23 protein-coding genes are annotated in these 25,523 nt (G+C 34.9%); all 23 read right to left on the bottom strand.

Translation table 11 applies throughout. The features are described 5' to 3' along the window. Positions 1 to 1,116 (bottom strand): hypothetical protein (locus tag KQI69_RS01010; RefSeq protein ID WP_216563423.1); only part of this gene is annotated, 1,116 nt, incomplete at its 3' end. Positions 1,117 to 1,145: 29 nt separating this feature from the next. After that, the gene (locus KQI69_RS01005; RefSeq protein ID WP_216563422.1) at positions 1,146 to 1,808 is read right to left on the bottom strand and encodes a glycosyltransferase family protein; all 663 of its coding nucleotides are present in this window, start codon (positions 1,806 to 1,808) and stop codon (positions 1,146 to 1,148) included. 35 nt (positions 1,809 to 1,843) lie between these two features. Then, positions 1,844 to 3,337, bottom strand: a complete 1,494-nt coding sequence (locus KQI69_RS01000) for an N-acetylneuraminate synthase family protein (protein ID WP_216563421.1) — start codon at positions 3,335 to 3,337, stop codon at positions 1,844 to 1,846. A 67-nt stretch (positions 3,338 to 3,404) separates the two neighbouring features. After that, complete coding sequence (locus KQI69_RS00995; protein WP_216563420.1) at positions 3,405 to 4,562, bottom strand: DUF3880 domain-containing protein; 1,158 nt, start codon at positions 4,560 to 4,562, stop codon at positions 3,405 to 3,407. 12 nt (positions 4,563 to 4,574) lie between these two features. Next, complete coding sequence (locus KQI69_RS00990; RefSeq protein WP_216563419.1) at positions 4,575 to 5,741, bottom strand: glycosyltransferase; 1,167 nt, start codon at positions 5,739 to 5,741, stop codon at positions 4,575 to 4,577. A 19-nt stretch (positions 5,742 to 5,760) separates the two neighbouring features. After that, positions 5,761 to 6,468, bottom strand: coding sequence for a cytidylyltransferase domain-containing protein (locus KQI69_RS00985; protein ID WP_216563418.1), 708 nt, complete (start codon positions 6,466 to 6,468; stop codon positions 5,761 to 5,763). Beyond that, a complete protein-coding gene (locus KQI69_RS00980; protein ID WP_216563417.1) occupies positions 6,452 to 8,212 on the bottom strand; it encodes a motility associated factor glycosyltransferase family protein in 1,761 nt (586 codons plus the stop codon). Before KQI69_RS00980 ends, KQI69_RS00985 begins: the two co-directional genes overlap by 17 nt. Before the next feature lie 91 nt (positions 8,213 to 8,303). After that, on the bottom strand, positions 8,304 to 10,136 hold the full coding sequence (locus KQI69_RS00975; protein WP_216563416.1) for a motility associated factor glycosyltransferase family protein: 1,833 nt from the start codon (positions 10,134 to 10,136) through the stop codon (positions 8,304 to 8,306). Positions 10,137 to 10,163: 27 nt separating this feature from the next. Further along, a complete protein-coding gene (locus KQI69_RS00970; RefSeq protein ID WP_216563415.1) occupies positions 10,164 to 10,475 on the bottom strand; it encodes a hypothetical protein in 312 nt (103 codons plus the stop codon). Between the two features lie 137 nt (positions 10,476 to 10,612). Continuing rightward, positions 10,613 to 11,446, bottom strand: a complete 834-nt coding sequence (locus KQI69_RS00965) for a flagellin (protein WP_216563414.1) — start codon at positions 11,444 to 11,446, stop codon at positions 10,613 to 10,615. Between the two features lie 192 nt (positions 11,447 to 11,638). Then, positions 11,639 to 12,133 (bottom strand): flagellar export chaperone FlgN, encoded by a 495-nt coding sequence (gene flgN / locus KQI69_RS00960; protein ID WP_216563413.1) that lies wholly within the window; start codon positions 12,131 to 12,133, stop codon positions 11,639 to 11,641. A 29-nt stretch (positions 12,134 to 12,162) separates the two neighbouring features. Then, positions 12,163 to 12,552 (bottom strand): flagellar export chaperone FliS, encoded by a 390-nt coding sequence (gene fliS, locus KQI69_RS00955; protein ID WP_216563412.1) that lies wholly within the window; start codon positions 12,550 to 12,552, stop codon positions 12,163 to 12,165. A 117-nt stretch (positions 12,553 to 12,669) separates the two neighbouring features. Then, positions 12,670 to 14,919 carry a flagellar filament capping protein FliD gene (fliD, locus tag KQI69_RS00950; protein WP_216563411.1) on the bottom strand — a complete coding sequence of 750 codons (2,250 nt, stop codon included), beginning with the start codon at positions 14,917 to 14,919 and terminating at the stop codon, positions 12,670 to 12,672. Between the two features lie 56 nt (positions 14,920 to 14,975). Further along, a complete protein-coding gene (locus KQI69_RS00945; protein ID WP_216563410.1) occupies positions 14,976 to 15,425 on the bottom strand; it encodes a flagellar protein FlaG in 450 nt (149 codons plus the stop codon). Positions 15,426 to 15,566: 141 nt separating this feature from the next. Continuing rightward, the gene (gene csrA / locus KQI69_RS00940) at positions 15,567 to 15,791 is read right to left on the bottom strand and encodes a carbon storage regulator CsrA (protein WP_216563409.1); all 225 of its coding nucleotides are present in this window, start codon (positions 15,789 to 15,791) and stop codon (positions 15,567 to 15,569) included. Between the two features lie 59 nt (positions 15,792 to 15,850). Further along, the gene (gene fliW / locus KQI69_RS00935; RefSeq protein ID WP_216563408.1) at positions 15,851 to 16,300 is read right to left on the bottom strand and encodes a flagellar assembly protein FliW; all 450 of its coding nucleotides are present in this window, start codon (positions 16,298 to 16,300) and stop codon (positions 15,851 to 15,853) included. Positions 16,301 to 16,386: 86 nt separating this feature from the next. Then, complete coding sequence (locus KQI69_RS00930; protein ID WP_216563407.1) at positions 16,387 to 17,928, bottom strand: flagellin; 1,542 nt, start codon at positions 17,926 to 17,928, stop codon at positions 16,387 to 16,389. Between the two features lie 124 nt (positions 17,929 to 18,052). After that, on the bottom strand, positions 18,053 to 20,230 hold the full coding sequence (gene flgK / locus KQI69_RS00925; RefSeq protein ID WP_216563406.1) for a flagellar hook-associated protein FlgK: 2,178 nt from the start codon (positions 20,228 to 20,230) through the stop codon (positions 18,053 to 18,055). Between the two features lie 39 nt (positions 20,231 to 20,269). Then, the gene (flgK, locus tag KQI69_RS00920; protein WP_216563405.1) at positions 20,270 to 22,246 is read right to left on the bottom strand and encodes a flagellar hook-associated protein FlgK; all 1,977 of its coding nucleotides are present in this window, start codon (positions 22,244 to 22,246) and stop codon (positions 20,270 to 20,272) included. Positions 22,247 to 22,426: 180 nt separating this feature from the next. Next, the gene (locus KQI69_RS00915; protein ID WP_216563404.1) at positions 22,427 to 22,939 is read right to left on the bottom strand and encodes a flagellar protein FlgN; all 513 of its coding nucleotides are present in this window, start codon (positions 22,937 to 22,939) and stop codon (positions 22,427 to 22,429) included. Between the two features lie 50 nt (positions 22,940 to 22,989). Next, a complete protein-coding gene (gene flgM / locus KQI69_RS00910; protein WP_216563403.1) occupies positions 22,990 to 23,268 on the bottom strand; it encodes a flagellar biosynthesis anti-sigma factor FlgM in 279 nt (92 codons plus the stop codon). Between the two features lie 164 nt (positions 23,269 to 23,432). Further along, entirely contained in the window at positions 23,433 to 24,701 is a 1,269-nt protein-coding gene (locus KQI69_RS00905; RefSeq protein ID WP_216563402.1) for a diaminopimelate decarboxylase, read from the bottom strand. Positions 24,702 to 24,920: 219 nt separating this feature from the next. After that, positions 24,921 to 25,340, bottom strand: coding sequence for a PIN domain-containing protein (locus tag KQI69_RS00900; protein WP_216563401.1), 420 nt, complete (start codon positions 25,338 to 25,340; stop codon positions 24,921 to 24,923). Positions 25,341 to 25,523 lie beyond the last annotated feature (183 nt).

Genomic DNA, 25,523 nt, shown 5'->3' with positions numbered 1-25,523 from the left:
TCTTATTCCAACAATCACTACTACAAATTTATCTTCCGGTATTTTTAACTGTTTTCTTGTAAAAGTACTTTTTTGTTCCTTTAATTCAAATGTAAATCTGCTTTCTATCACATCTCTATGGCTTGATTTTTTTTCTTCATCTGTCAATCTTCTTCCAATTATAGGAATACAATTGACCGTATGAGGTATACCAGAAAATACAAGTGACATTTCAGCACATGGAACAATATACGCTGATAAGTCTGCCAAAATGCTTCCCGTTCCTATTGATAAAATATATTCAGGCCTGACTGTATTAATTATATACAAGATCTCTTTAAATTTATATATTATAGATTGATCTTTATTTATTTGATAAAAATTAAATTTTTCACCTTTCATATTTATTTCTGAAAATTTATCATACTCGTCTATTACTTTTCCCTTTCCAATTCCAAAATATGGTAAAAAACTATATGTTTCATATTGCTCTGTTGTATTAACAAAATATACTTCTTTTCCTAGTGCTCTCAAAGCTTTGCATCTTTCTATAATAGTTTTTGTTGGAGCATGACTTTCCGAAAGATACTGAATTGACATAACAAGCACAACATTTCTTCTTCTTTGTACAGGTTTAATTTCCATTTGACTATTAATTTTGTCCAAACATTTTTCCAGACATCTCTGATAAATATATGAAGTTATCTGGGCAGTATCATCATTTGTCTTTATTTTATTTAAAAAAACTGCACGTTTTATCTGATTCCATACAAAATAACAAAATTCCTCATTTTCAATAAAATAATAAATAAAGCATCCCAAAAATTCATTTGTATTCTCGGCACTTTTTTCAAGTTGCATAAGCATTGACTTTAGATATAACATTATACTTGCATTCATTGAAATATTACCTTTTTTATTTTCAGTAAATAAATTTTTACACAAATCAATGTAAAGTTTTACTTTGTTTTCATCTTTCAAAATTTTTTCAGGCTTTATATTATTGCATAATTCTAAATATTTTTCTGCATCCAGCTTTTCTAAAGAATCTAAGATCAATTTTACATTATTTTTTTCTATATCCATTTGACATAATGATTTCAAACATTCCTTTGTTTGTTGATTTAGTTTTTTCAATTTTTCTCCCCTATGTAACTTTTATATTTTTATTTTCTATATTCTCTCAAAAATTTTTTTCTATATTTATCATAATTTGCCATATTTAAAAAATCACAATCATGTAGAGTCCATGGTTTTTCCTGATATGGAACAACAACTTTGTATCCTTTTTTCCTATATTCCTCCGACTGAGATACATCATAAAAATCCCAACCATCAAATATATCCATTCTCCAACTTACATCATGCCTGTTTGTCATAATAAGCAGTCCATCAACGGCTTCAACTTCTGTATATGGATTTTCCATAGGTAGGTCAAAATTATCATCTGCACTTCCAAGTGTACATGCTCTTAATAGTCCCACTCTCATTTTAGTTTCCCACATAACCGCCGAATCCGGCAATTTTTTAGTTCCAACCATACCTATCATTCCTATATTATCATCACTTTTAAATATCTGTATTGTTTTCTCTATAAAATCTTTTTCCAATATAAAAACATCCTGATGAAGATATACCATATATTTAGCATCTGTATCTTCCATAGCTGCCTGATATCCGGCAGCCATAGACTCTGCATCTTTTATCTGAATAACCTCTATAGTATATCCATCAGGAATATTTAAATTTCTTATATACAAAAGACATTCTGAGAGATAATTTTCATCATTATAACAAATTACAAAACAGACTTTTCTGCTATCTTCCATTTTTCTCTCCTAAATAATACACCTTTTATCCAAAATCACCATTTACGAAGTATAGTCTTTCTCTCCATCGGATCAAGCTTACTTATCTTCGGATCATCATAATATGAATCATTTCTTATATGAGTTGTTGATATCTCCTCGAATATAGCACCATCTCTTGATGTAAATGCATGCTTTTGTCCTCGAAGTACTGTCTGGACATCCCCCGCCTTAAGCTCTTTTTCTTCACCATCAAGTACAATTTCAAGATCACCATATAAAAGCTGGAATGTTTCTTCTTTTATCTTATGCATATGCATAGGATGTTTCTGTCCCGGAAGCACTATAAGCAGTTTTTTACAATACTCTCTGTTTATGACACTCACTATAATAGCTCCTGTCTGTCTGAAGTTCTTCATTCCATAATGATGCGAAAGTTCAATCTCTATGTCATCTCCCAAAACAATTCCTGCTTCATAGAGCATACCTTTTGCATCATGTATAACACTTCTAGCAAGTTTTGTTGGTGTTATATGCCTTGTCTCAAAAAGTGCTTCATTTGCTGCATAATCTCTTGAAACTTCAATACCTTCATTAAACTCACCGCTGTTCATCTGCTTTTCCTGACATGGCATAGCAAAAAATACATCATCTATTCCTATAGTGTCTCCAGCTTTTACATCATGTTTAAGATATACTCCACGCATAAGCGAATTAAGTGAGTCAATTTCTGCCTGACTAACATATTTATCATTTTCTTTCTTTGTAGTGCAGATTGTTTTTGCCTTAAGTGCAGCTTCAACCCATTTATCTGCCTGTGCAGGTGTCATTGAATATGCATTTATAGAATACTCTTTTGTCGGAAGCGCAACATGTCTTTCAAGTATCTTTGCTCCTTTTGCCACAGCAAGCATTGCTACAGTATTGTCATCAGGATCTTCGTGTCCTGAATATCCTATAGTAATATCTCTGTAACGCTTGTTCATACGGTCAATAAAGTCAAGCTGCAGATGATCTGCCGGTGCCGGATATTCTGCTATGCAATGTAAAAATGCAAAGTCAGATTTTTTATGCGAAAAGAAATTATAAAGTTTATCTATATCTGATAATGTCTTTCCCCCTGTAGATATTATCAGTGGTTTTCCTGTCGCTGCTGCCTTTTCAAGTAATGGCCAGTCAAGGGCACTACAGCTTGCAATCTTTATAATGTCGATTCCCTGCTCCATACACCAGTCAACACCATCCTCGTCAAAAGGTGTACTCATGGCTATCATTCCCTCTTCTTTGATAGTGTCAACAAGTTCGGTAAACTGTTCATATGTAAGTCTTGTACTCATAAATCTCTGTACATGCGGCACATCTGTCCTGTCTCTGTAATCAGGATGTATAAAATTGTCAAGATTTCTATACTGTAATTTAACAGCTGCATTTATATTATACTTTCTGGCTATCTTTCCCATCTCATGGATAATGTCTTTTCCATGTTCTACATCTCCCTGATGGCTGTTTGCCATTTCAAAAATAAATAAATCATTAAATAATCTGCTCATTTCCATCCTCCGTTTATTTTCTCATTATATAATATCTATTTTATATATCGGTTTATCAGTTAAAATATTATAGTTGCACAAACTGTAACATCTCGCAGAATTTCATATCAATATTGAAAAAACGCTGTATTTTTCTCCAACCATTTAATGCTATTTTTGTTCTTTCTTCAGAATTTTCTAAATAATACTGTATTTTTACCAAAAGGTCATCTAAATTCTCATAAATAACAAAATCTTTTCCAGGCTCAAAATATCTACATAAATCTTCTTGATAATTACTTATCAGAAATCCTCCTGCTCCCATAATATCCAGACATCTCAATGGAATTCCTGTCTTTATTGAACGAAGTGATATATTTAAATTTATCTTACTATATCTAAAAACTATTGGCATATCACAATTGTAGTCCACATATCCATGACTTACACATCTACTGCACAATGCTTTATCAGAACCACTAAACAAATCTACCTTATACACATCTGATATCGCATTTAAATACTCTATTCTTTCCATAGAAGTTATTTTTCTTGATATTATATCTGACATTCTTGCCTTAAACGGTATTTTATATTCTGGATCATCAATCCACTTTATATATTTTTCAAGTTCATTTGTAATTTTTTCATCTAAAATATCATCAACTATATTTATCCCCGGAAGTTTCATTGCTGACTGCATAACTCCATCTAAAAATCCTTTTACTCTTTCAGGTAAATATGTAATCTGATCATACGGACTATTTTCGTACAAACTCCCTAAAAATGAAATGTCATATTTATATGGCACATTTGTAATATCATTACCAAGCATAACATTTAACTTATTTGTGTTGACACCTAAAGGCATCTTATATACATTCTTTGCCCCCATTGCCTTTAAAGCATCCTCCATGGTTTTATCAAATATAAAAAAATAGTTACACTCATTAGACGCTTTTTCCGAATATAATGTACTGTGTGGGCAATCATATATCCACGATATATATTTGATATGATTTTTTTCCGCAATTTCTGAAATTGGCGGAAAAAAATCATATGTAAATATACAGTCATAATTATCATTTATTATCTCATTCTCAATTTCATTATATTTTTCTCTAGAATTAAGCCCTTCTGCAACACTTCCTTCTATTCGAGTATATTTTATCTCAAGCCTCTTAAACATATCCTCTAAATCATAATCTACTGCACCCCAGCCATAATATAAAATCTTAATATCCATTTTTAACTCACTTTACTCAAAATTATTTTGGTATATATCTTTTATTCTTTCAGTAAAATTAACTACTGTCAAATTCTGTTTTGCCTTTTTATATGCATTATCGGCAATATTCTGAAGTTTGCAATCATCTTCCAAAATTCTTTTAATTCTTTTGATAGATTCATCCAAACGATTCCAACTATAATATAAAATTTCCTCTCTATCCCTAAAATTTTCATTAAGATATTCAGTCCTGTCTGTACAGCATATGGCACCATTAAGCATCGCATTAGAAACTCTGTCATGTATACCTTCTGTAAAAAACGGGCTAATATTTAATACTATTTTTGAATCTGCCATTAATTTTAATACATCATAATAAGAAACATCATCTCCAAGTATTTCTAAATTATCATATACTTTATTTTTTTCCTTAAATTTTTGCCATCCCATTCCACATACCGATACTTTTATACCATTTTTTATCATACTAAGTACACATTTTTCTCTTAAAAAATTTCTATAATACTTATCAATAACCCATCCAAAATCGTCCATAAAATCATGAATTTGTTCATTTGTAATGTCTAATCCTAAATCTCTATACACACTTCTCATCGCATCAGCAATTGTTTGATTGCAATTTTCTATCATCTTGTCAATAACTGATTTTATAAGTATCTTTAAGCTTTTTGATAACTTACAGATTTCTTTCTCACATTCTTCAACTACACAACGATAAGAACCTGGAACTAATACACAAATTTTTCTATCACATATCGGTTTTGAATGGTCATATTCTATCCCAAATAAATGTAGTGTTTGTGCCGGCTTATTATATATTTTTCTTACAATTTCTGTGTCACCACCATCAACACATGCAATCATCATATTTTTTCCTACACTTTCAACCCTATCTGTATGCATATATGGAGGATCAACTATCCATCCTAAAACCTTTGTATTCATTATCTCAAAAATTTTCTTATTTTTGTAAATTCGTTCAAACCATACTGCCTGTACAACAAAAACATAATCAAACTTTTCTTTCCAAAATTCCGGTATTTCCCCGTTTATCTCAGCATTAATCCTACATACTTCCATATCAGAATTATTTTTAAGATAATTTTCTAATGTATCCATCATAACATGTAAAGCACCATACTGTGAAAATCCTTCAAATATCAAAAAGCGTATCATACAAATACCATCCCCTTCTTCAGCTGTCTCTTAAAAGTCTTTCACTCGCTTTTAAAAATTCTTCCTCAGTATCTATATCAAAATTTTCATCCATAACATAACCGGCTATCACATCACCCGTCATCGAATTTTTCTCAGTAACGACATCTGTCCTAAATACATCTATGCATGCATTCTGATAATATACTTTTGGAAGCTGCTGTCTTGGCATGTTATAACATTCAGGTATATCTTTCATAACCGGCTCCAACATATTATCTTCATTCATAAACCACATTTTATATGGAATCTCATTTGCTGGTGCCACACATCTTATTGAGTCTGCCTCCGGATGTTTTTTTAGATAATCTATCATATTTTCTATATCCTGAATCTTTCTTATAGGATATGTTGGTCTTAATTGTACTACAAGATCAGGTATATAATTCTCATTATCCCTTAAATATGACAATGCATGCCTGAATACATCCAGATCCAATGCCGTATCTGTAGCATATTCTGCCGGTCTTATAAATGGTACTTCTGCACCGTATCTTCTTGCTATGTCAGCATACTTTTCACTGTCTGTACTTACTATAACTCTATCTATACTTTTTGCTGTAAGTGCATGTTCGATTGAATACGCTAACATCGGCTTTCCATTTATAAGCCTTATATTTTTATCTACAACACTCTTTGAACCGCTTCTTGCAGGTATAACAGCTAAAACTTCATATTTCTTTTCCATCTGTATTCTCTCTTTCAATCTGTTTTATCACTTCTGAAAAATATATATCACGCATACCTCTTATTTTTGCCCCCATTGAAGAATTTACAAAATCAACACCCACCTCTTTTTCAATTCTTTTTTCAATCCATCTGCGATAAATGTCAAGTGTTTTACTGGTAAATATCCTGCCACCTCTTACTGCTTCAACTTCCCTCAATATGTTCTTGTTTGATATCTGTCCCCCAACTCCTGACGAGTGGGTGTTTTCTCCACGATACCCCATGTCTGTACCTATACAAACAATCCTCTTTGCACCGAGTCTGATAGCTATATCTATTGCAAGTGTAGTGACCGAACCTCCTGATTCATATAAGATCGTACCTGATCTTTTTGCCATTTCTTCTGCCTGCTTTACACCACTCTGATATGCAATATATCTTTTAGACTTATAATCTGCCACAACATTTGCCGCCGCTGTAGATATATATATTAAAGGAACGTCATCTGCTTTTATATCACGCAGCTGCCACTGTGTACTCGGTTTTGCATCCGTTATAATAATATAATCCGGCATTATCCCTTCTGCGATAATTTTCTTGCTTACTTTTCCTACACAGATAATTCTTACACTTTTCCTTATACTTTTATACAGCATATCATTGCATATTTTTCTTAACAGCTCAATATTATCGTCAAGTGAAGGTCCTCCTGCTATTATAATAACATTTTTTTCGTATATATCACCCTTTATTTTATCAACCGTTTCGTCATGCAAAGATATATTTTTTGAAAAATTTTCATCAAGCAGTTTTCCCTGTTTCTCAATCGAGTCAGATATAAGCTGATAATTTTCTATAACATCACGCAATTTTTTATCTAAGATTGATCTTACAGATGGCTTCCATACTTTTAAGATAGTATTTTTCTCTGTTGGATCTTGTTCTGAAATCTCTACCTTTTTTAACTGCTCTGCATAGTCCCCTACTGTCTTACAATATACAATATGGATGTTATTATTAGACAAAGGACCACTTAAATCTCTATAATTAAATGCAATCCTTAACTGCCCGATATCACCCTCAAGCACTGTTATGCTGCTTTGAGGATACATATCTGCCATACACTGTATATGATATCCCATACCAAAGCCTATTATGATAATATCATTATCTTTAGCAGACTGATTTTTAAATGCTCTGCAATACATCAATGCTTCCTGCCATGGATTGCCGGAAGAACAGATATTTATTTTTGTGTCACTTTCAGAACAGACTGCTAAAGACAAATTCCCTGTAGCAGTATATGATAACTCATATTTTTCAGCTGTATGCTCCTCTGCAGCTTTTAATTGACTATAAAGATATCTGCTGTCAGGATTGCTAATTTCTGCAAGTATCTGCATATTTTTTTCAAAATAGTCATATAACTGCCATTCATTATTTTCTAAAAGACATATTTCTATTTCAGATAATTTTTTTACAAATTCTCTGCCACATATTTTTTGCAAATCATTTAATTCTTTTTGTTCTTCATCATTACAAAGAGAAACAATACAATCTTTTAACCTATCGTAAAGCGGATGCAGTAATTCTATACTGTCGCTAAACTGTATTGACTCTGCTATCTCAAAATATTTCTCAACCTTTTTTATAAATATATTAGAAAAGTCATACGCCTCCTGATATATTCCCTCTTTTGCATAATACGATATTTTTGTAGCATCATATATCATATCATTAACATATTTTATCAAATTCTGCATAATAATCCTAATTCCTGAGCAGCTCTCTGCTAAATAATATCATAAAGGCTATTTGTTTTACTCCGAAACAAACAGCCTTGTGAAAATACTATCATATCTTTTTTAATGATTCATCTAATATAGGCGTCAGTGCCTTTACACCATTTATTATAGCCTCAAAACTATATTCTGCCATCTCATATGTTTTTATAATATTTTCATCTTCATCTTCGGTCAGACAGTTGATATCTTTAAGTTTTTCATTAAGTTCACCAGCTATATAATCGTCAAGTATACTATATACCATCTGTTTTGCTATAAAATTATTTGCCTTTTTTACTGTTTTCAGACACTTATTTTCTTTTTTAGGACTAGGTTTCTTTGATCTCACAATCTCTATCATATCTTTCGCAGCCTGAATACCATCTCTTGCATATATTTCTATATTTTTTAGTTCTTTTTGCAGATGAAATAAATCTTCTCTAAGTAATTTGTACTTTTCATCATCAAACGTCGGTGGTATAACCGCAAGTTCTTTCCCAAAGTCAAAATCAGTACCACAGTACTTGTCTATCACTTCCGATAATTCCATAATCTTTGAACCTTTAAGCTTTGCTCCACCTTCTGTAGCATCTATAACTTCTATACTTCCTTTTACCTCTTCTATCGCAGCACTAAACCAATCAATATATATTTTCCAATCTCCTCTTGACTTTATCTGATTTCCATATATATCCTCGACATATATTATACCATTACATTCATCATCTGCATGGTTTTTAGTGCCGCCAGCATGTGTACTGTCACCTGCAAATGCAAGATCCTGACCGATAAGAACGATTCTTTCTGCCCCCATCTGCTTAGCAACATTAAATGCTGCTGTAGCAACAGAGCCACCTGAACCGTACTCCGGAAATATCAGCCCATATCCTTGATAAAGCTTTGATAAAAAACCTGAACCACTAAACCATATCTTCTTTCCCTGATTCATTTCAAGTATCTCATTTCTTGCATCGAGAATGGCAAACATAGGATGTTCAAAGCTTCTCTCATCACTTAAATGCCCGATATCTTTTCTCGCATCCAATGTTATGATTGCATCATACCATACATCATGTGCTATAAGATATTTAACTGCTGTATCAGTCGCAAGTATAAAAGCCTTTCCCTTTGCTCTTTTCAATTCGTCAATGTTCTTATCAAGTGATGGTCCTGCTGCAACAATAATAACAGGAACATCTTTAGGAAGCATATGCACAAGCTCCATTATGTAATTGCTGTTTTTTATAAAGTGAAAGTTATTGATCGTATTTAATGTACAGATTTTTGAAAGATATGCTGCTGTATAATTTTCTGAACCTTCTACAATATATAACTTTTCAATAGTATCTGCGAATTCTTTCGCTTTTTCCGGATAAATCTTATCCAGCCCCGGATAACATGCTACCAACTGAGTTGGAATCATACTCCAGTGAACACGACTCAACATGCTGAAATAAAAATCTGTATAGTTTATCATATCAATATATAACAATACTCTTTCATCAGCTATAATATCACACAGATCAAAGTTTTGAAGGCAGTATATAAACAATGATACATCCGGTTCTACAAGAAAAATAACAGTATCACTTTTAAGTTTTCTGATTGCTGCATCAGCAAAAACTCCATTAGCAATGCCAAACATAACTAATGATACTCCTATATTGTTAAAATCAAACTGTTTAGTCCATCTTTCAGCTTCTTTCGTCGGACTGTAAAGACTGTTTAATCTGATCTTTTTCCCATCCGAATCTATCTCGATCGTCTTTAAACCTTCTCTGGTGTCAACAAGCGTAAATTTTTCAAAATCATATTTTTTTTCATCATAGATTTCTTTTACTTTTTCATAAATATCCACTCTGTTTTCTTTCAAACACTCAACATTCTTATCCCAAAAGTTCATCTTTAATGCCCCTCTAATGTCTATTTATTACATATTATCAGCAATCTGTTCCATATATTCAACAAAATCATACTGAAGCACATCTGCTAGTAACACACTATCCGCATTTTGAAGTGCTTCCATGGCATCTTTCAAAATACTGCATACCTTTTGTTCATCAAATTCAAAACCTTCGTGTTCACTCTTGTATGTAGCCAGTGTATCTATAGCTTCAGTCATTTCTAATAACACTCCACTAAACCTCTGAAAAGCCTCATTATCTTTCTGTTGATAAAACAGGTCAACTGTATCTGACACATCACTCAAAACTTTCAGCACTAATTCTTTCTGTTCACTCATCTTAATATCTCCTCAAATTTTAAAATATATAAAAAGCAACAAAGCTTTAATCTTTGTAGTCTTTTATATATTTTAAAAAGGGATTGACCCAAAGGTCAACCCCTCCTGAGTAACATTCAAAAACTTGTATGTAATAATTAACCAAGTAATGAAAGAACGCCCTGAGTAGCCTGATTTGCATGAGAAAGCATAGACTGACCAGCCTGCTGAATGATGCTACGTGCAGAATATGTAACCATCTCATCAGCCATATTTACATCACGAATCTTGCTCTCTGATGACTGTAAGTTCTCAGCCATGTTGTCAGCGTTAGCAATAGTGTGATCAAGTCTGTTCTGAACAGCACCAAGATATGATCTTGCAGTAGATACAGAAATGATAGCTTTATTAACAACAGAAATAAGTGCTGTAATCTCTGAGAATGCTTTTGCATTACTAATCTTGCCTGCAATAGCCTTTCCTGATACCTTAAGAGCACCTGCTGTCATCTTCTTGATACTAAGCTTAATCTTCTGATTTCCATTAGCACCTACCTGAAGATACTTACCTGTAAACTTACCAGAAATAAGTTTCATTGTATTGAACTCTGTCTGTGTAGCAATACGATTAATCTCAGATGTAAGCTGTCTAACCTCTTTAGCGATAGACTTACGGTCTGTAGATACATTTGTATCATTGGCAGCCTGAACTGTAAGTTCTCTCATTCTCTGAAGTACTGAATGAATCTCGCTCATAGCACCCTCAGCTGTCTGGATAAGTGACTGACCATCCTGAGCGTTTGTAGAAGCCTGCTTAAGACCTCTAATCTGTCCACGCATCTTCTCTGAAATAGAAAGTCCTGCTGCATCATCTGCTGCACGATTGATTCTATAACCTGAAGAAAGTTTCTCTGTGCTCTTTGCTAAGCTGTTATTTGTGATTGTTAACTGTCTGTTTGCGTTTAACGCTGTCATATTATGCTGTACTATCATAATGTTTTCCTCCTTGAACTCTCAGTGGCTTCCATGCCACCGCTGTTATAATAAATAGTTTTCTGTTTTTTATATGTCCGTACTCATCTAAAAAACTCCATGTCCTTCTAAGGACTATTAAGTATTAACTTACTCAATTATTATATCGGATATGATATCTGATACTTTAGCCTTTTTTCAAATTTTTTAATTTTATTTTCTTTTATCTAAGAAATGCGACTGCCATTCTCTGTGCTGGTTTGCCATATTCTGATAGTATGAAACTGCAACTTTATTTGATGTCTTAAAGTTTGTGATTTCATTTCGTTTTTCTTTAAGAAACAGATTAAATCTGCTTTTGTTTTGTGCTTCAAGTCCCTGTATCTGAAGGCTGATATCAGTGATTGTCCTTATATGATTCTGCATCTGAATAATCTGACTTTGAAACTCATATTTATTTTTCGCAATATAAGCACCTGCTCTTTCATAAATTGTCTCAAAGCCTTTGTCAAGTTCATCAAGCTTTTCTATCATTTCTGCTTTTTGGTCAACTATCCTATCAAATGAATCTGTATCAAGTTCAACTATCTTCTGAACCGATAAAAGCTGATTCTGTTTGCGGGTAAGTTCAAGCAGCTCCTTCAACACTTCAAACTTTTTCTGAAGTGAATCAAGAAGCACTGTCGCATATATTTTTGGGTCCTGCATATCATGTTCCTCCAATATAGCCATATTTGTTATTTTGCATTATTTAACCGCATAACTTCTTTCCATGTATCACGCATACTTTTAGTATGTTTTAATGCTTCCTTTATTATCTCAACATCTTTCTGCATATTTCCTTCAACAAGTCTGCGGTATATGTAATCATATACTTTCTCAAATTCCTGTGCCACCGGATATGTCATATCAAGTCCCATTCTCAATTCCATAATGGCATCCTCAGCTTTTTTAATGTAGTCATTTATTTTCTGAACATTTTTAGGATCATTTTCCATGGTTTCGATGGCTGTATCACAAAATCTGACTGCCGCATCGTAAAGCATAAGAGTAAGTCTTGCCGGAGATGCTGTTTTTATGGCATTTTGTTTGTATATTCTGGCTGCATTTTTATTTTGTTGCTGCATAAAATATCTCCATTTCATTATATTTTAACGACGGACAAATTGTCCCAAAACAATCCACCCGCCGTTTTTATTATACTATATTCTTTTATTAAACACCAGTATCTTATTTTTAATATTTTATGACAGATACTGTGAGAGTGAACTCTGTTGTGACTGAAGATTTGCAAGGGATTTCTCCATCGCAGTAAACTGTGAATAGTATCGCTCTTCCATTGCACTGAGTTTGGTCTCCCAGTTTGATATTTCTGTTTTATAATCTGAAAGCTGAGATGCCATCTCCTTATCATTATAAAATGTAAGAGTACTGCTAAGACGCGATGTTCCCATCTTCTTTGTCAGATCGTCATACAGGTTTCCAACAAGACCTGACAAAACCTCCTTGACCGTATCTGGATCATCTTCAAGCATCTGTTTAAGTGTATTAGTACTGTCACTAAACTCAGTATCATCCTCATCACCTTTTATATGAAGCAGACCACCTTCATTATAATTCTTTGCCGAGGTAGTGATACCAAGATTTGCCAGTGAATATCTTTTACCATTTGATGCTGTGACTGTTCCCTGAAGATTAGTCTTTACCGATGAAATAAGACTGCTGAGTGTACTGTCCCTGCGGAGAAGTGAATCTTTTATCTTAGTGTTCCATTTGTCTACTTCATCGTCAGACATGGCACTTTTCTGATCATCTGTAAGTACATCATAACTGCTGGCTGATGCAGCATTATAATATGTATTCATTGATGATAAGATACTATTATACTCTGTGATAAATTCTTTTATGCTGTCATATACGCCTGATGTATCATTACTTACAGTGACATTTACCGTATCATAGTCATCATCACTGGTTCCATCAGTACCGGCTTTCTGAGTAGTACCGAGAAGATTTAATGTAACTCCTGCAACATCTACACTTGTAGTATCACTTGTAAGAGTTGCACCGTTATATACAACCTCTGTGCTTTTTGCCGTTGTAAGAACCATACCAGGTGCCGTTGTACTTGCATCAGTTCCTGATTCAGTATACTCTGTATTTCCATCAAAGCTCTGAAGTCCAAGAGATTTCAATGCTGTATCATTTGAATAAGTTGCAGAAGTTTGTCCTGCATCCGCAAGTCCATTATATGTATCTACTATATCACCAATTGACTTATCTCTCTGCTTCTTTGACTCTATACCATACTTTGATGTACTGGCTGAATCTCCGAGTAATGCTTTAAGTTTGCTTGAATCAACATTTCCATCAACATCACTTGACACTGTACCTTCCGATGCCAATTTTGCTATAGCAGCATCCTTTCCATTTATGGCAGCATCACTATATGTATCACTGATAAGTTTAGTAGCTTTTTCCTCTTTTTTTGCCTGCTTTGCATCGGCTATTGCTTTAGCCTTTTCTTCATCAGACATTCCCGTATAGTCTGCTTCTTCAATTGCTTTATTTTCATCATCAGTCAGTGTCTGATTTGCCACAATAGCATCATAAAGCGAAGAAGCTTTCTGAGATGCAACTGTATCAGAAGCAGCTTTCAATGTATCTTTATCTGTATCACTTATCTTTCCACCGCTTCTTAACCCATTTATAATATCATCAATGTCACTTTGTGTCGTTACTTGAGTTGTGTCTGTATCATTATGTTTTTCCTGCAGTGATGAATAGCCTATCGTATTTTTTAAATTTGATAATGTCTGTCTTGCCTGACTTGTAAATCCAGTTACTGAACCACCACTTCCATCTCCAACCTGTATGGAAAATTTATTACTCTCTCCACTTTTCTGTGAACTAAGAAATATTCTCTGCTGTTTTGTGTCAAATGTGGCATTTAATCCTGCATTTTTACACGCTGATACAAGATCATCTATAGTAGTGCTGTCTGAAACTTCAAGTTCTACCTCTTTTGTTCCATTTATCTTTATCTTTGCACCTGATGTAAATGACTGACTGCCATCCGCTGCACATAAATCTACAAGTTTTGTTTTTGCTGATGCTGCATCAAGACCACCATCAGAATTTTTTACACCACCGACTTTTGCTCCTGTAACATACTGTGCTGCTGCCATAGACTTTATCTTTACCTGATAAGTTCCTGCTGCTGCCGATGATGTCGCTGTTGCCGTAAGCTTTGTGTTGTCTGCTGATGTCGCTTTCTTTGTCGTATAGTTTGACTGAAATCTCATCTTTGAAAGTGAATCTTTATAGAAACTGTAAAGCTTTGTGTTCAATGATTTCCATACTTCCTGTTTCCATTCAAGCTTCTGCTTTTTATTTTCAATCTTAGTCTTTTTTGTCCTCTGTGCTGACATCAGAGCATTTACAATAGACTCTGTATCAAGTCCTGAAGTAAGTCCTGTCATTCTAATTGGCATAATCAAACCTCCTAATTTATATCAATCGGATAATCTGATATCTCTTGATATATTTACTATCTTTTTTCATCTACGATGATACCGGCAATCTCCCAGATCTTTTTCAATGCTTTAAGTGTTTCCTCTGGCGGAACTTCCCTAATACACTTATCAGTATCCTTGTCAATGACTTTTATGGAAATTCTCTGTGTGTCATCGTCAACTGAATACTCAAGACGAGTGTTCTTTATCTTTGCATTTGTTTCTGCAAAACTACTGTGTATAGTGCTCTGCGAAACATTCTGCTGAACTTCCTTTTTATCATCCTGATCTTTTTGTGAGATGCCATCATCTTTATTGTCACTGTCTGTATTATTTTCTATATTGTTATCCTGCTCTACTTTTTTGACAGTGTTATTTGATGATGTCTGTCCTGCATAATCCTCATAACTATTATAATTATAGTTGTAATCTGTGTTGTCATTTTTCTTCTGACCTATAGGTTTTATAGCATCTAAATCCATCATCTTTCTCACCTCCGTGTGATGCTTATTTGATATATATAAGAAAATCCATTCTCCTATATAATATTTTCCTTTTCTCTTATTGTATCGTCATTTATTTAATTATATTTAACAATATCCTCTATTTTTAGCACTTTTTAAATATTATTTTCCAAACAGTGCTTCTAATGCCTGCATATCCACATCTCCCTCTGATGCTTTCTTATTTTCCTCCTGTATCTGCACATATATTTCTTTCCTGTATATAGGCACTGATTTTGGAGCATTTATTCCTATTTTTATCTGATCACCTTTTATCTCGAGCAATGTTATCTCAATATCATTGCCTATCATGATCGACTGGTTTATCTTTCTGGCTAATGCTAACATTTTCCCTCCATTCCTGCGTGTTCTTATTACGCATAGCATGAGTTTTGATTTGATTTTTTCTATGATTCCTTACTGATATCCTCTATGATCTTATGCTTTATTTTATAATCACCTTTTTCAAGTATCACCTGAATAGCTCTGCCATTTGCTGCATTTATTATGACAGGTGCTTTCATATTTACTGATGTTTCTCTTACATTTTGAGGTATAGTTGCAAGTACGAGCAGCACTATATCTTCATCTTTAAGTTCACCAAGCGGTTCAAGGAGTGCATCTTCTACTACAGGATCATAGTCCTTGATAACATTTAAAGGATTTACTACCGGAAAAGCAAGTCCTTTCTCTGTCACACACTGAAGCCATGAAAAAAACGGTCTTTTTTCTGACTCGATATCATAGAGGAGCGTATAATCCTTATATTCCTCAAAACCCATGATACCATTTTCAAAGTGTATTATCTTATTATCATCAACTTCTATCTCGCCGAAATATTTTGTATCTATTTTCATACAAGCCTCCATTCTGAGTTTAGAATACCGGAAGCAATGAGCTTACTGTCATCACATCCGGCATCCTTTCCATTTGTTCTGATTTTTTAAATATAATTTAGAAGTGAATTTCCAAGTATCTTTGCCGTCGCTGACAATGATGCCTGATAAAGATTATCCGCCTGAGTAAGATTTATATAGACATCGGTCAGGCTTACATCCTCATTTTCCGAAAGTTTATCTTCTGCATCTGTCTGCTCATCGAGAAGCTTATTATATGTAAGCTGTGCTCTGTTATATTTAGCTCCGAGTTCTGATGTTGCAACACTTACTTTCTGACCGGCCTCATCTATCATTGTAAGTCCCTTGCCGAAAGCTTCAGTCATTACTTTTCCACGTAGGTCCTTCTCCGTTTCAAGCGCCGTTTTTAGGCTTTCAAGTGTTTTAAGCTTTGTCTCGTCTGTCGTATTTTTGATCATTTTCTCTACTTCAGCAAGCTTTGTCTCTACTTCATCGACATATTTTACTGTTGTCGCAATATAGTCGACCACTCTGTATATATCAGTGCTTATGGCATCCTTCGCCTGTGTATTTACTATTATGTTCTGACTGTAGTTTATCTCGTATTGGATTTCCTGATCACTCGGATCTGCGTAATTCGTAGTTTTTGCATTTACTGAATCATACGCCGTACATTCAAAATACATTTCAGGTCTGATGTCACCTTTTTCAAAATCATTTTTTACATATGTAACATTGAAATCAGCCTGTGAATTTTGTATTTCAGAATATACATTTTTTCCAACAAGCACTTCACCTGTATCGTAAAGATATCTGATATCATCATCACCGATATCGTAGGCATTCTTATCTGTAGATTTCATAGTTGTGACTTCTCTATCTGGTGTCGGATTATAACCATTTGGTGCATATGTCTTTATGGCATTTCCATTTTTATCTTTAAGTGAAATAACGATCTCCGCACCTGTTGTTCCTGTCTGACCAAATGCATCCTTTGAACAGTTATCATATGCAAGTCTTAACTGATATACTTCTTTTGTCGTTGCTGTTGCAGAAATATAATCCTGACCATCAGTTACTGAATCATCATAATTTGCTCCGCCTGTCACAACTTTTACATTGTCAAATGAATCATATGAAAAGTTTTCCTTTATCTGATATGAAAGCTTATCTGTGCCCTCCGGGAATAAAAGTGATGTATCTGTACGAAATCCTGTAAATACATATCTTCCTGAATAATCTGTGTTTGCCTCATCTTCAAATATAGATTTTACATACTGCTGAAGTGTGGCTAATACATCTTTTCTGTTGTCTGCTTCAAGATAGTCATTTGCTCCCTGATTAAAATAAGATTTCATATTGTCAAATTTCTTTGATATATTTGACAAAGCTGTCTCTGTAGTATCCATCCAGCTCATTGCATCTTTTACATTCTTTTCTGCATACTGTGTAAGCTGTGAGTATGTTGTGCGCAGTTTCAGTGAACGAACGGCTACCGTCGGATCATCTGAAGGTCTCTGTATCTTTTTCTGTGTCGTATACTGATCCGAATATTTTAAAAGACTGTTTTTTGCATTTGTAATGTGTGCCGTTGCACTGTTTGAAATCATGGAATTTGTTACTCTCATTTAAGAAATCCCCCTTATTTTTTTAACTTGCTTTCGCCCGGTCATGGCTGTATTTACTTTGGTACAACGAAAATTGATAACTGTAAAGATTCAATTTTCATTGTACCGATTATTATCTGCTATTTTACACACCTGTCTGATTTATAAGTTTGTCAAGGACTTCGTTCATTACGGAGATAACTCTGTACTGGGCATTTAACAGGTTCTGTGTGATGACAAGGTTCTGAGCTTCCTCGTCCTCATCTACACCCATCACTGAAAGTCTTCTATTTTCAATAGATTTCTGTATGTTTTCTGCGTTAGTGGCCGCTGATACGATCTTGTTTGAGTCTACACCGATAGATGCTGTCATTACCTGCAAAAATGCTGTCGGTGTTCCCTGTTTAAATACATTCTGATCGTTCTGCAAGGCTACAAGTCTGTCAAGATTTCCGGACTCTGCTATACCTGTTTTTTCTTTTGGATACTTGGCTGTTGCGATGAGCCTTCCATCTTTCACTACATTTTTGTTTGCCTGAAAACGGCCTGCCGTAATGCCATAATATGATGAATATATCTTTTTGTCTGTGCTCTCCGTTGTTGATGAACTGAATGTAAATATGTTGTTAGCATCATCTGGTATAAATATCGTCTCTGCCTCATCTCCATTTTTATCTAACAGGGTATATACCTTACCAGATATTCCATTTTCATTTTTTGTGACTGCTGAATTGGCTTTTATGGTATAATCGTTGTTTTTAAGATAGTTCTCAAGTGTGGCATCATTTTTATCCGAGCCTGCTGCAAGTGTCGGTGGTGTCACACTGTCATCTATCGTGCCTGAAAATGAAAATACTTTGCTTCCGTTCAGATAATAATAACCGTCATTTGTGCTTCTGATAAGCTCTATCATGTCCATCTGCTTACCTGTGCTGTTGTCAGTTCCTACAAATAAGTCTACGCCATGATCATTGTTCATGTCATATCCTATGTTCTGAAGCTGATTTATATTGGCTGAGAATGTTCGTATAAATTCATTTATCTGGGACATATAGTAAGGTATTCCTCTAAAGTCTACAGAATCACCTATTGTAGCTGATTCCTGATTTTTAAGACACCTGTTTATATTTTCCTTATCTACTGTGTTTAAATCTTTTGCTAATGTAAATGTATATGTGTATGTTCCGTCTATTCCCACTGATACTTCAAATGAATCATATTCATAATCAAGCCCTCCGATGGTAAGGCAGGCATTTGATTCCGGTATACTGAGTTTGGCAAGGTCACAATTGTTTGCTCCGGTCACAAATTCGGCTGATAATGTGATTGTTGATCTGCCATCTTTATTTGTTCCTGTACAATCACCGTTGCCTGTAACATCTTTAAGCTTTGCTGAGAAATTCTCTCCGTTGTTTCCATCTCTTATTTCAAATAATGCCTGAAGTTTTCCTCCGAGTGTAGAACTTCTTATATTAAATGTCTGACCGTCGCTCCACCTGAGATTGTAAAGTCCCTGTACATCACACTGATTGTCTTTTGTCTGGGATGCCTCGACTGATATTGTCTTATATGAATATGTGTCTACAAGTATATTTCCTCCGAGTGAAACTATATACTGATGAAGTCCGTTTCCTGTTTCAGGATTCTTCTCTGTGACTTCTACATCTGCAAGTGATGACAGCTCGTCTAATACCCTCGCTCTCTGATCACGAAGATCATTTGCCTGTCCTCCGTATACCTCAAGAGAATTTATCTGTTTTGTAAGTGATGCTATCTGCTCTGCGTATGCATTTATCTGTTTAACAGTTGTACTTATCTCAGTGTTCAGATCATTCTGAAGTGTCTGAAGATTTGTTGACATTTTTCTCGCATACTCTCCAAGTGCGTCCGCATATCCAGCTGCCTGTGCTCTTTTTGTGGTATCTGTCGAATCTGTTGTCATATCTATAAGTGACTTAAAAAAATTATCAAGCGATGTTGAAAGTCCGCCGCTCTTGTCATCTTTTACATATAAGTAGTCCTCGATACTGCTCATATAATACTTTGCTGAATCATAGTATCCGAATGTCGTTGTACTTTTTCTATATTTGTAATCATAGTAGGAATCTCTTGTATTTACGATATCCGTAACTTCAACACCTGATCCCAGCATTCCAAATGATGTCCTGAGGGATAATGCTTTTTTTGCCTGCTGGTTTACTACCTGCTTTGAATATCCCGCTGTCTTTGTATTAGATATATTGTGTGCAGTCGTGTTCAGCACTGCATTATATGTGTTCATTCCGGATACGGCTATGTTTAATCCATAAAATGTTGATGGCATATATACCTCCAATTAAAATCTTAAATCTTATTTTTGTTTTTATCCAAGTCTCTCAAGCAGATGCTCAAGCATCTGATTTACTACATTTATATATCTTGATGCTGCATTGTACGCATGCTGATATGTGAGCAGGCTTGTAAGTTCTTCATCTGTTGATACTCCAGATACCTGCTGTCTCTTATTTTCAACGCTTTCAACAAGTTTTTCCTGATCGTCTGCTATAGACTTCCATACCTGACCTTTTGAGCCAAAACTTCCTATCATTTCATGGTAATATTCATCGTATGTGTATGATGTCTCTGTATTTGGATCAAGCACTGCAAAATCTGATTTCCATGCAGCAAGTATATCTTTATAGATATCCAGTGCATATGCTCCTGATTCACCACCGGTTGAATTTGCCTTTACCGGCAGGAGTGAATAGTCAGCAAGTATGGCAGGATTTAGCTGAATGTTTGTGATCGTATACATCGTTGTCTTGTCCGTATAATCGTCAGGATGTTCAACATATGTATATTTGCCGTCTGTATCTTTTTCTATCGACACATTTTCTTCATTGTAGACATAGAGTGTAAATGTTCCATCTCCATTGTCCTTTGCAAGTCCTATAGGATTTCCGTCGGCATCTTTATAACTGTCTGAGTATACCTGATCTTTAAGTGTAATCTGTGTATATCTCGGTGTTCCCGTTCTGACGAAAAGCTCTGTTCCGATAGTTTGATCATCATCTGCTCCTACTGCACTGTTTACTACATCAAGGACTTTATATTTTTTGGAAGGATCAAGCTTGAATGTTATGTCATTGCCGGCAGCATCCTTTGTCGTTCCTTCAACAGTGCTATTTATCTTTAACTTGTCACTACCGCTGTTATCCTTTACATTCGGACAGAAGATATCATTTAACATCGTGACAACACCATTTATAAGGCGGTCAAACTGTGCTTCCGCCTGTGTAAGTATTGAATTTCCAGTAGTATTATTGTAAAGTTCCACCTTATCTTTGTATTTTCCATAATCTGCATCGTATGCATCTTTTTGGAAAACACCCTGATCATTATAATATTTCTGATCTGATGCATCCGGCTTCTGTGGAATATCACTGTATATGGCATTCTTCTTTCCCCTCGCTGTAAGTATTCCAAGAAGTGAGCCCGTATCTGTCTTTTTAAGTTTTGAGTATGCTTCATCGGTATTGTAGACATCACCGAAGCTTTTATCTTCCCATACTACATTGTACATGCCTGTCTGCGTGGCACTTTCAGTTTTCATATGGAACGACTGTGTCTCTATGACAAGAGGTGCATCACCTATATATATCTGAACTTTTCCATCTACATCCTCATTGTATGTATAGTATGTATAACCTGCAAGCTGATCCATGAGAAGATTTCGCTGGTCACGATAATCGTTTGCATTTTCAAGTCCCGATGCCTCTTTTTCTGATATTATCTTGTTTAATTCGGCTATCTGGTCTGCTATGCCGTTTATTGCTTTTACCTGTTTTTCTACTTCACTGTTTAATCCTGTCTGATATTTTGTGATAGCATTGTAAGCATTTTTCGCTGTCTCTATAAACGACTCGCACTGTGCTACAAAGAGCTGTCTATTTACGACATTTTCAGGGTTTGTCGAAAGATTCTGTACTGCCTCCCATATGCTCTCCATAGAATTTCTAAACTCTACGCCCTCTGTCTCTCCGAATATGTCTTCTACTTCCTGCTCACATTCAACCTGCTTTTCATAGAAACTCTGTCTGCTGACCTGAAGTCTGTACTCCTTGTCAAGAAACATATCTCTTATCTGGCGTACATCTGCCACATATGTTCCATATCCTATCTTCATGGTCGCATTATTCGTAACCTTGAATGTCTGATAATACATGTCTTTCTGAATATTTTGCTGTCTTGTATACCCCGGCGTTTTTGTATTGGCAAGGTTATGTGAGGTCGTATTAAGACCTGATGACGCAGCATTCAGTCCAGAAACCCCATTTTGTAAACTTGTAAATAAGCTCATTGTTTTTCCTCCATATTTTTGTATGAACTCTTATATGATAGCTTTTTTAACTCTCATGCTATAATCTCATAAGGCAAACTTTTCTATATAGAAAAAAAGAATGTACACCGCATAACCATAATCATATCCGATGCTTATGACTATACGCTATACACTCTTTCTTTAAAATATAGCATATAATCACTGTTTTGCATCAAATCCGCCTCTGCTTGGGTCTGTGTAACTCGTAGCGGCGTTACGATCATAATTGTTATTTCCCGGCGACATCCTTGTGCTCTTAATATAGTTCATATTGAACTCTATCATTCCTAGGGAATTTTCTATAAGTTCTTTGTTCTGCTCATTTGCAATGACAAGCCTGTTCATAATCTTTTTCAGTGAATCGTGAACCAGATTCAGCTTTTTTCTTTCATCAGGCTGCTTGCACAATATAGTTCCAAGTGTTGCCAGATCCAGTTGCCTGGGATCTTTGTTCAGAACTACACTGATATTTTTAGTAACTTTTTCCCTCTTCTTATCGATAATGCTTACCCTGTCAATAAGAAGCTGCTCTTTGTCCGTTATCTCTTTGAGTTCTTTGAGGTCCTCTTTTATGAGTACCTTTGTCTTTCTCTCAGATATCGGGACAAGTTCTTCGTAAATCTCTTTCTCCTCATTCAATACTTCGAGGAGTTCATCCATTAAACTAGCCAAATCTTTTTCCTCTTTTTTCATGTCCGGGTATCTGATACCCATGACTTATTTTAAAAAATCGAATCAAAATATCTGCTTACCATCTTGTCAGCTATCTCGGCTGCTGATACATTGTAACTGCCGCTTGCAACAGCTTCTTTAAGTTTAGCGACCTTGTCTTCCCTTATATCCGGAGACTCTTTTACAGCTGCTTTTGCTACCTGATAATCCTTAGCTGACTGTGATATCTCAAATTTATCTGCTGAATCATTCTCTTTGCTTTTTGAAATTTTTTTAGGTTTGTTTGCCTGATATAACTGGCTTACCTGATTTAACGCATCGATTCTCATATTATCACCACCTGCTTAATAGTTATGACATAATTTTCATTTTCATACTATTTATCGGCTTTTAGTCAAAAAAACTTTACATAAAAATCTACACTAACAAAAAAAAGATACCGAATTTTTTTACCGGTATCCTTTTTTGTTTTATGCAAGTTGAACAATTTTTATTAATATTTAACATCCTTGAGTATATCGCAGAAATCAAATGTTGCGAAATAATCCTTCGGTGTCTCTGCACGTCTTATCATCTGAACGCTTCCATCCTCTTTGAGAAGAAGTTCTGCTGATTTTAATTTGCCGTTATAGTTGTAACCCATTGCAAAGCCGTGTGCTCCTGCGTCATGGATAAAGAGATAATCTCCCATGTCAATCTTTGGAAGCATGCGGTCGATGGCAAATTTATCGTTGTTTTCGCAGAGCGAACCTGTTACATCATATTTGTGGTCACATGGCTCATTTTCTTTGCCGAGTACCGTTATGTGATGGTATGCTCCGTACATAGCAGGACGCATAAGGTTTACTGCACACGCATCTACTCCGATATACTCTTTATAGATGTGTTTCTCATGAATGGCTTTTGTCACAAGTCCACCGTATGGTGCGAGCATGAAACGACCAAGTTCAGTAAAGATCGCTACATCTCCCATACCTGCCGGCACCATGATCTCGTCAAACTTTTTGTGTACGCCCTCACCGATAACTGCTATGTCGTTTGGCTCTTTGTCCTCTGTATAAGGGATTCCGACACCGCCGGAGAGGTTGATAAATTTAATCTCAACGCCTGTTTTTTCTTTAAGCTCTACAGCGAGTTCAAAGAGAATACCTGCAAGTGTAGGATAATATTCGTTGCTTACTGTATTGCTTGCAAGGAATGAATGGATTCCAAAATATTTTGCTCCCATTGATTTAAGTCTCTTGAAGGCTTCTATCATCTGCTCTTTTGTCATGCCGTATTTGGCATCTCCAGGGTTGTCCATAATGTCTGTTCCCATTTTAAACACTCCGCCCGGATTGTAACGGCAGCAGATTGTCTCAGGGATTCCTGCTACTTCATCAAGAAAATCTATATGTGTAATATCATCAAGGTTTATATATGCACCGAGTTCTTTTGCTTTCTTATACTCGGCTGCCGGTGTAACATTTGATGAGAACATGATATCGTCATTCTTAAAGCCACATGCCTCTGACATCATAAGTTCTGTGAGTGATGAACAATCCACTCCGCATCCTTCTTCCTGAAGAAGTTTGAGGATAAATGGATTTGGAGTTGCTTTTACAGCGAAATACTCACGATAACCTTTATTCCACGAAAATGCTTTCTTGAGTCTGCGTGCATTTTCTCTGATGCCCTTCTCGTCGTAGATGTGAAAAGGTGTAGGGTATGTTTCTGCTATTTTTTCGATCTGTTCTTTTGTTACAAATGGTGTCTTTTTCATGTTGTGTCGTCCTTTCTGAAAGCAGAGCTGTGATATTGCAACTCAAACGCTTCTCACTCTTCACCTGCTTTTGTATATTTCAAGGTCATTTTATTTTAACCTGATACATTATACATTTTCACTTATAGGTTTGTTAGTACATGTACCGTTACTTATGTTATCAAAAACAAAATCAGGTTTCAATACCCTAACCAGAGAAATACTGTAAAAAAAATACAACTATTCCAAATAATACATGTTTATAAATTCTTCTGGTGTGATAGCTTTTGTATCCGCTTTACTGAAATCCGATTTATTTCTTGTTATAATATACTCTGCTTTCACAGCTTTTGCACATTCATCTTGCAGACAATCCTCAAAATCATCAAAATATTCTTTAGCAATTGCTTGTTTCACTTGCTCATGACTAGCTCCTGTCACTTCAAGGATATCTAAAATTACACTCAGTAATTCTCGTCTGTCTGACTTAGAATATTTTTTCCGTAGTATAAAAAATATATTAGAAACCGAGTGAAATGCTATATAACCTTTTATTACTTTTTTTGCGCATAATTCCAATACCTTAGACGATTGCTCTACAAAGTTTTTCCTTTCTTCCAACACATCAAGAATTATATTTGTATCAATCAATATTACCATGTTACCAATTTCATTTAGCATTATATAAAAACATATAAAACAAATAATAAAATTGTTTATTCGTCAATATCACATCAAGTAATATTTACTCGAATTGGATGTAACACCACATCCTCTATTCCATCTGCAAATGCATTTGGAAATACCTTTCTCATAATCTGAAAACTACCATTTACATCGGCG

The sequence above is a fragment of the Eubacterium sp. MSJ-13 genome (assembly GCF_018918235.1).
Taxonomy (GTDB): Bacteria; Bacillota; Clostridia; order Lachnospirales; family Lachnospiraceae; genus Butyribacter.
Note: the sequence above shows the minus strand (reverse complement) of the source record. Positions and strands in the feature narration are given on the sequence as shown.

What these genes read in the sequence shown, in the direction of transcription:
- KQI69_RS00900 (WP_216563401.1), bottom strand. Translation starts at nt 25,340, where the DNA reads ATGGTAATATTGATTGATACAAATATAATTCTTGATGTGTTGGAAGAA.
- KQI69_RS00985 (WP_216563418.1), bottom strand. Translation starts at nt 6,468, where the DNA reads ATGGAAAAGAAATATGAAGTTTTAGCTGTTATACCTGCAAGAAGCGGT.
- KQI69_RS00970 (WP_216563415.1), bottom strand. Translation starts at nt 10,475, where the DNA reads ATGAGTGAACAGAAAGAATTAGTGCTGAAAGTTTTGAGTGATGTGTCA.
- KQI69_RS00975 (WP_216563416.1), bottom strand. Translation starts at nt 10,136, where the DNA reads ATGAACTTTTGGGATAAGAATGTTGAGTGTTTGAAAGAAAACAGAGTG.
- KQI69_RS00905 (WP_216563402.1), bottom strand. Translation starts at nt 24,701, where the DNA reads ATGAAAAAGACACCATTTGTAACAAAAGAACAGATCGAAAAAATAGCA.
- fliD (WP_216563411.1), bottom strand. Translation starts at nt 14,919, where the DNA reads ATGCCAATTAGAATGACAGGACTTACTTCAGGACTTGATACAGAGTCT.
- flgK (WP_216563406.1), bottom strand. Translation starts at nt 20,230, where the DNA reads ATGCCATCAACATTTTATGGATTAAACATAGCCGTATCCGGAATGAAC.
- flgN (WP_216563413.1), bottom strand. Translation starts at nt 12,133, where the DNA reads ATGCAGGACCCAAAAATATATGCGACAGTGCTTCTTGATTCACTTCAG.
- flgM (WP_216563403.1), bottom strand. Translation starts at nt 23,268, where the DNA reads ATGAGAATCGATGCGTTAAATCAGGTAAGCCAGTTATATCAGGCAAAC.
- KQI69_RS00980 (WP_216563417.1), bottom strand. Translation starts at nt 8,212, where the DNA reads ATGCAGAATTTGATAAAATATGTTAATGATATGATATATGATGCTACA.
- KQI69_RS01000 (WP_216563421.1), bottom strand. Translation starts at nt 3,337, where the DNA reads ATGAGCAGATTATTTAATGATTTATTTATTTTTGAAATGGCAAACAGC.
- fliW (WP_216563408.1), bottom strand. Translation starts at nt 16,300, where the DNA reads ATGAAAATAGATACAAAATATTTCGGCGAGATAGAAGTTGATGATAAT.
- KQI69_RS01005 (WP_216563422.1), bottom strand. Translation starts at nt 1,808, where the DNA reads ATGGAAGATAGCAGAAAAGTCTGTTTTGTAATTTGTTATAATGATGAA.
- flgK (WP_216563405.1), bottom strand. Translation starts at nt 22,246, where the DNA reads ATGAGCTTATTTACAAGTTTACAAAATGGGGTTTCTGGACTGAATGCT.
- csrA (WP_216563409.1), bottom strand. Translation starts at nt 15,791, where the DNA reads ATGTTAGCATTAGCCAGAAAGATAAACCAGTCGATCATGATAGGCAAT.
- KQI69_RS00965 (WP_216563414.1), bottom strand. Translation starts at nt 11,446, where the DNA reads ATGATAGTACAGCATAATATGACAGCGTTAAACGCAAACAGACAGTTA.
- KQI69_RS00945 (WP_216563410.1), bottom strand. Translation starts at nt 15,425, where the DNA reads ATGATGGATTTAGATGCTATAAAACCTATAGGTCAGAAGAAAAATGAC.
- fliS (WP_216563412.1), bottom strand. Translation starts at nt 12,552, where the DNA reads ATGCAGCAACAAAATAAAAATGCAGCCAGAATATACAAACAAAATGCC.
- KQI69_RS00930 (WP_216563407.1), bottom strand. Translation starts at nt 17,928, where the DNA reads ATGAGAGTAACAAATTCCATGATTTCAAACAGTGCAACGGCACACATT.
- KQI69_RS00990 (WP_216563419.1), bottom strand. Translation starts at nt 5,741, where the DNA reads ATGATACGCTTTTTGATATTTGAAGGATTTTCACAGTATGGTGCTTTA.
- KQI69_RS00995 (WP_216563420.1), bottom strand. Translation starts at nt 4,562, where the DNA reads ATGGATATTAAGATTTTATATTATGGCTGGGGTGCAGTAGATTATGAT.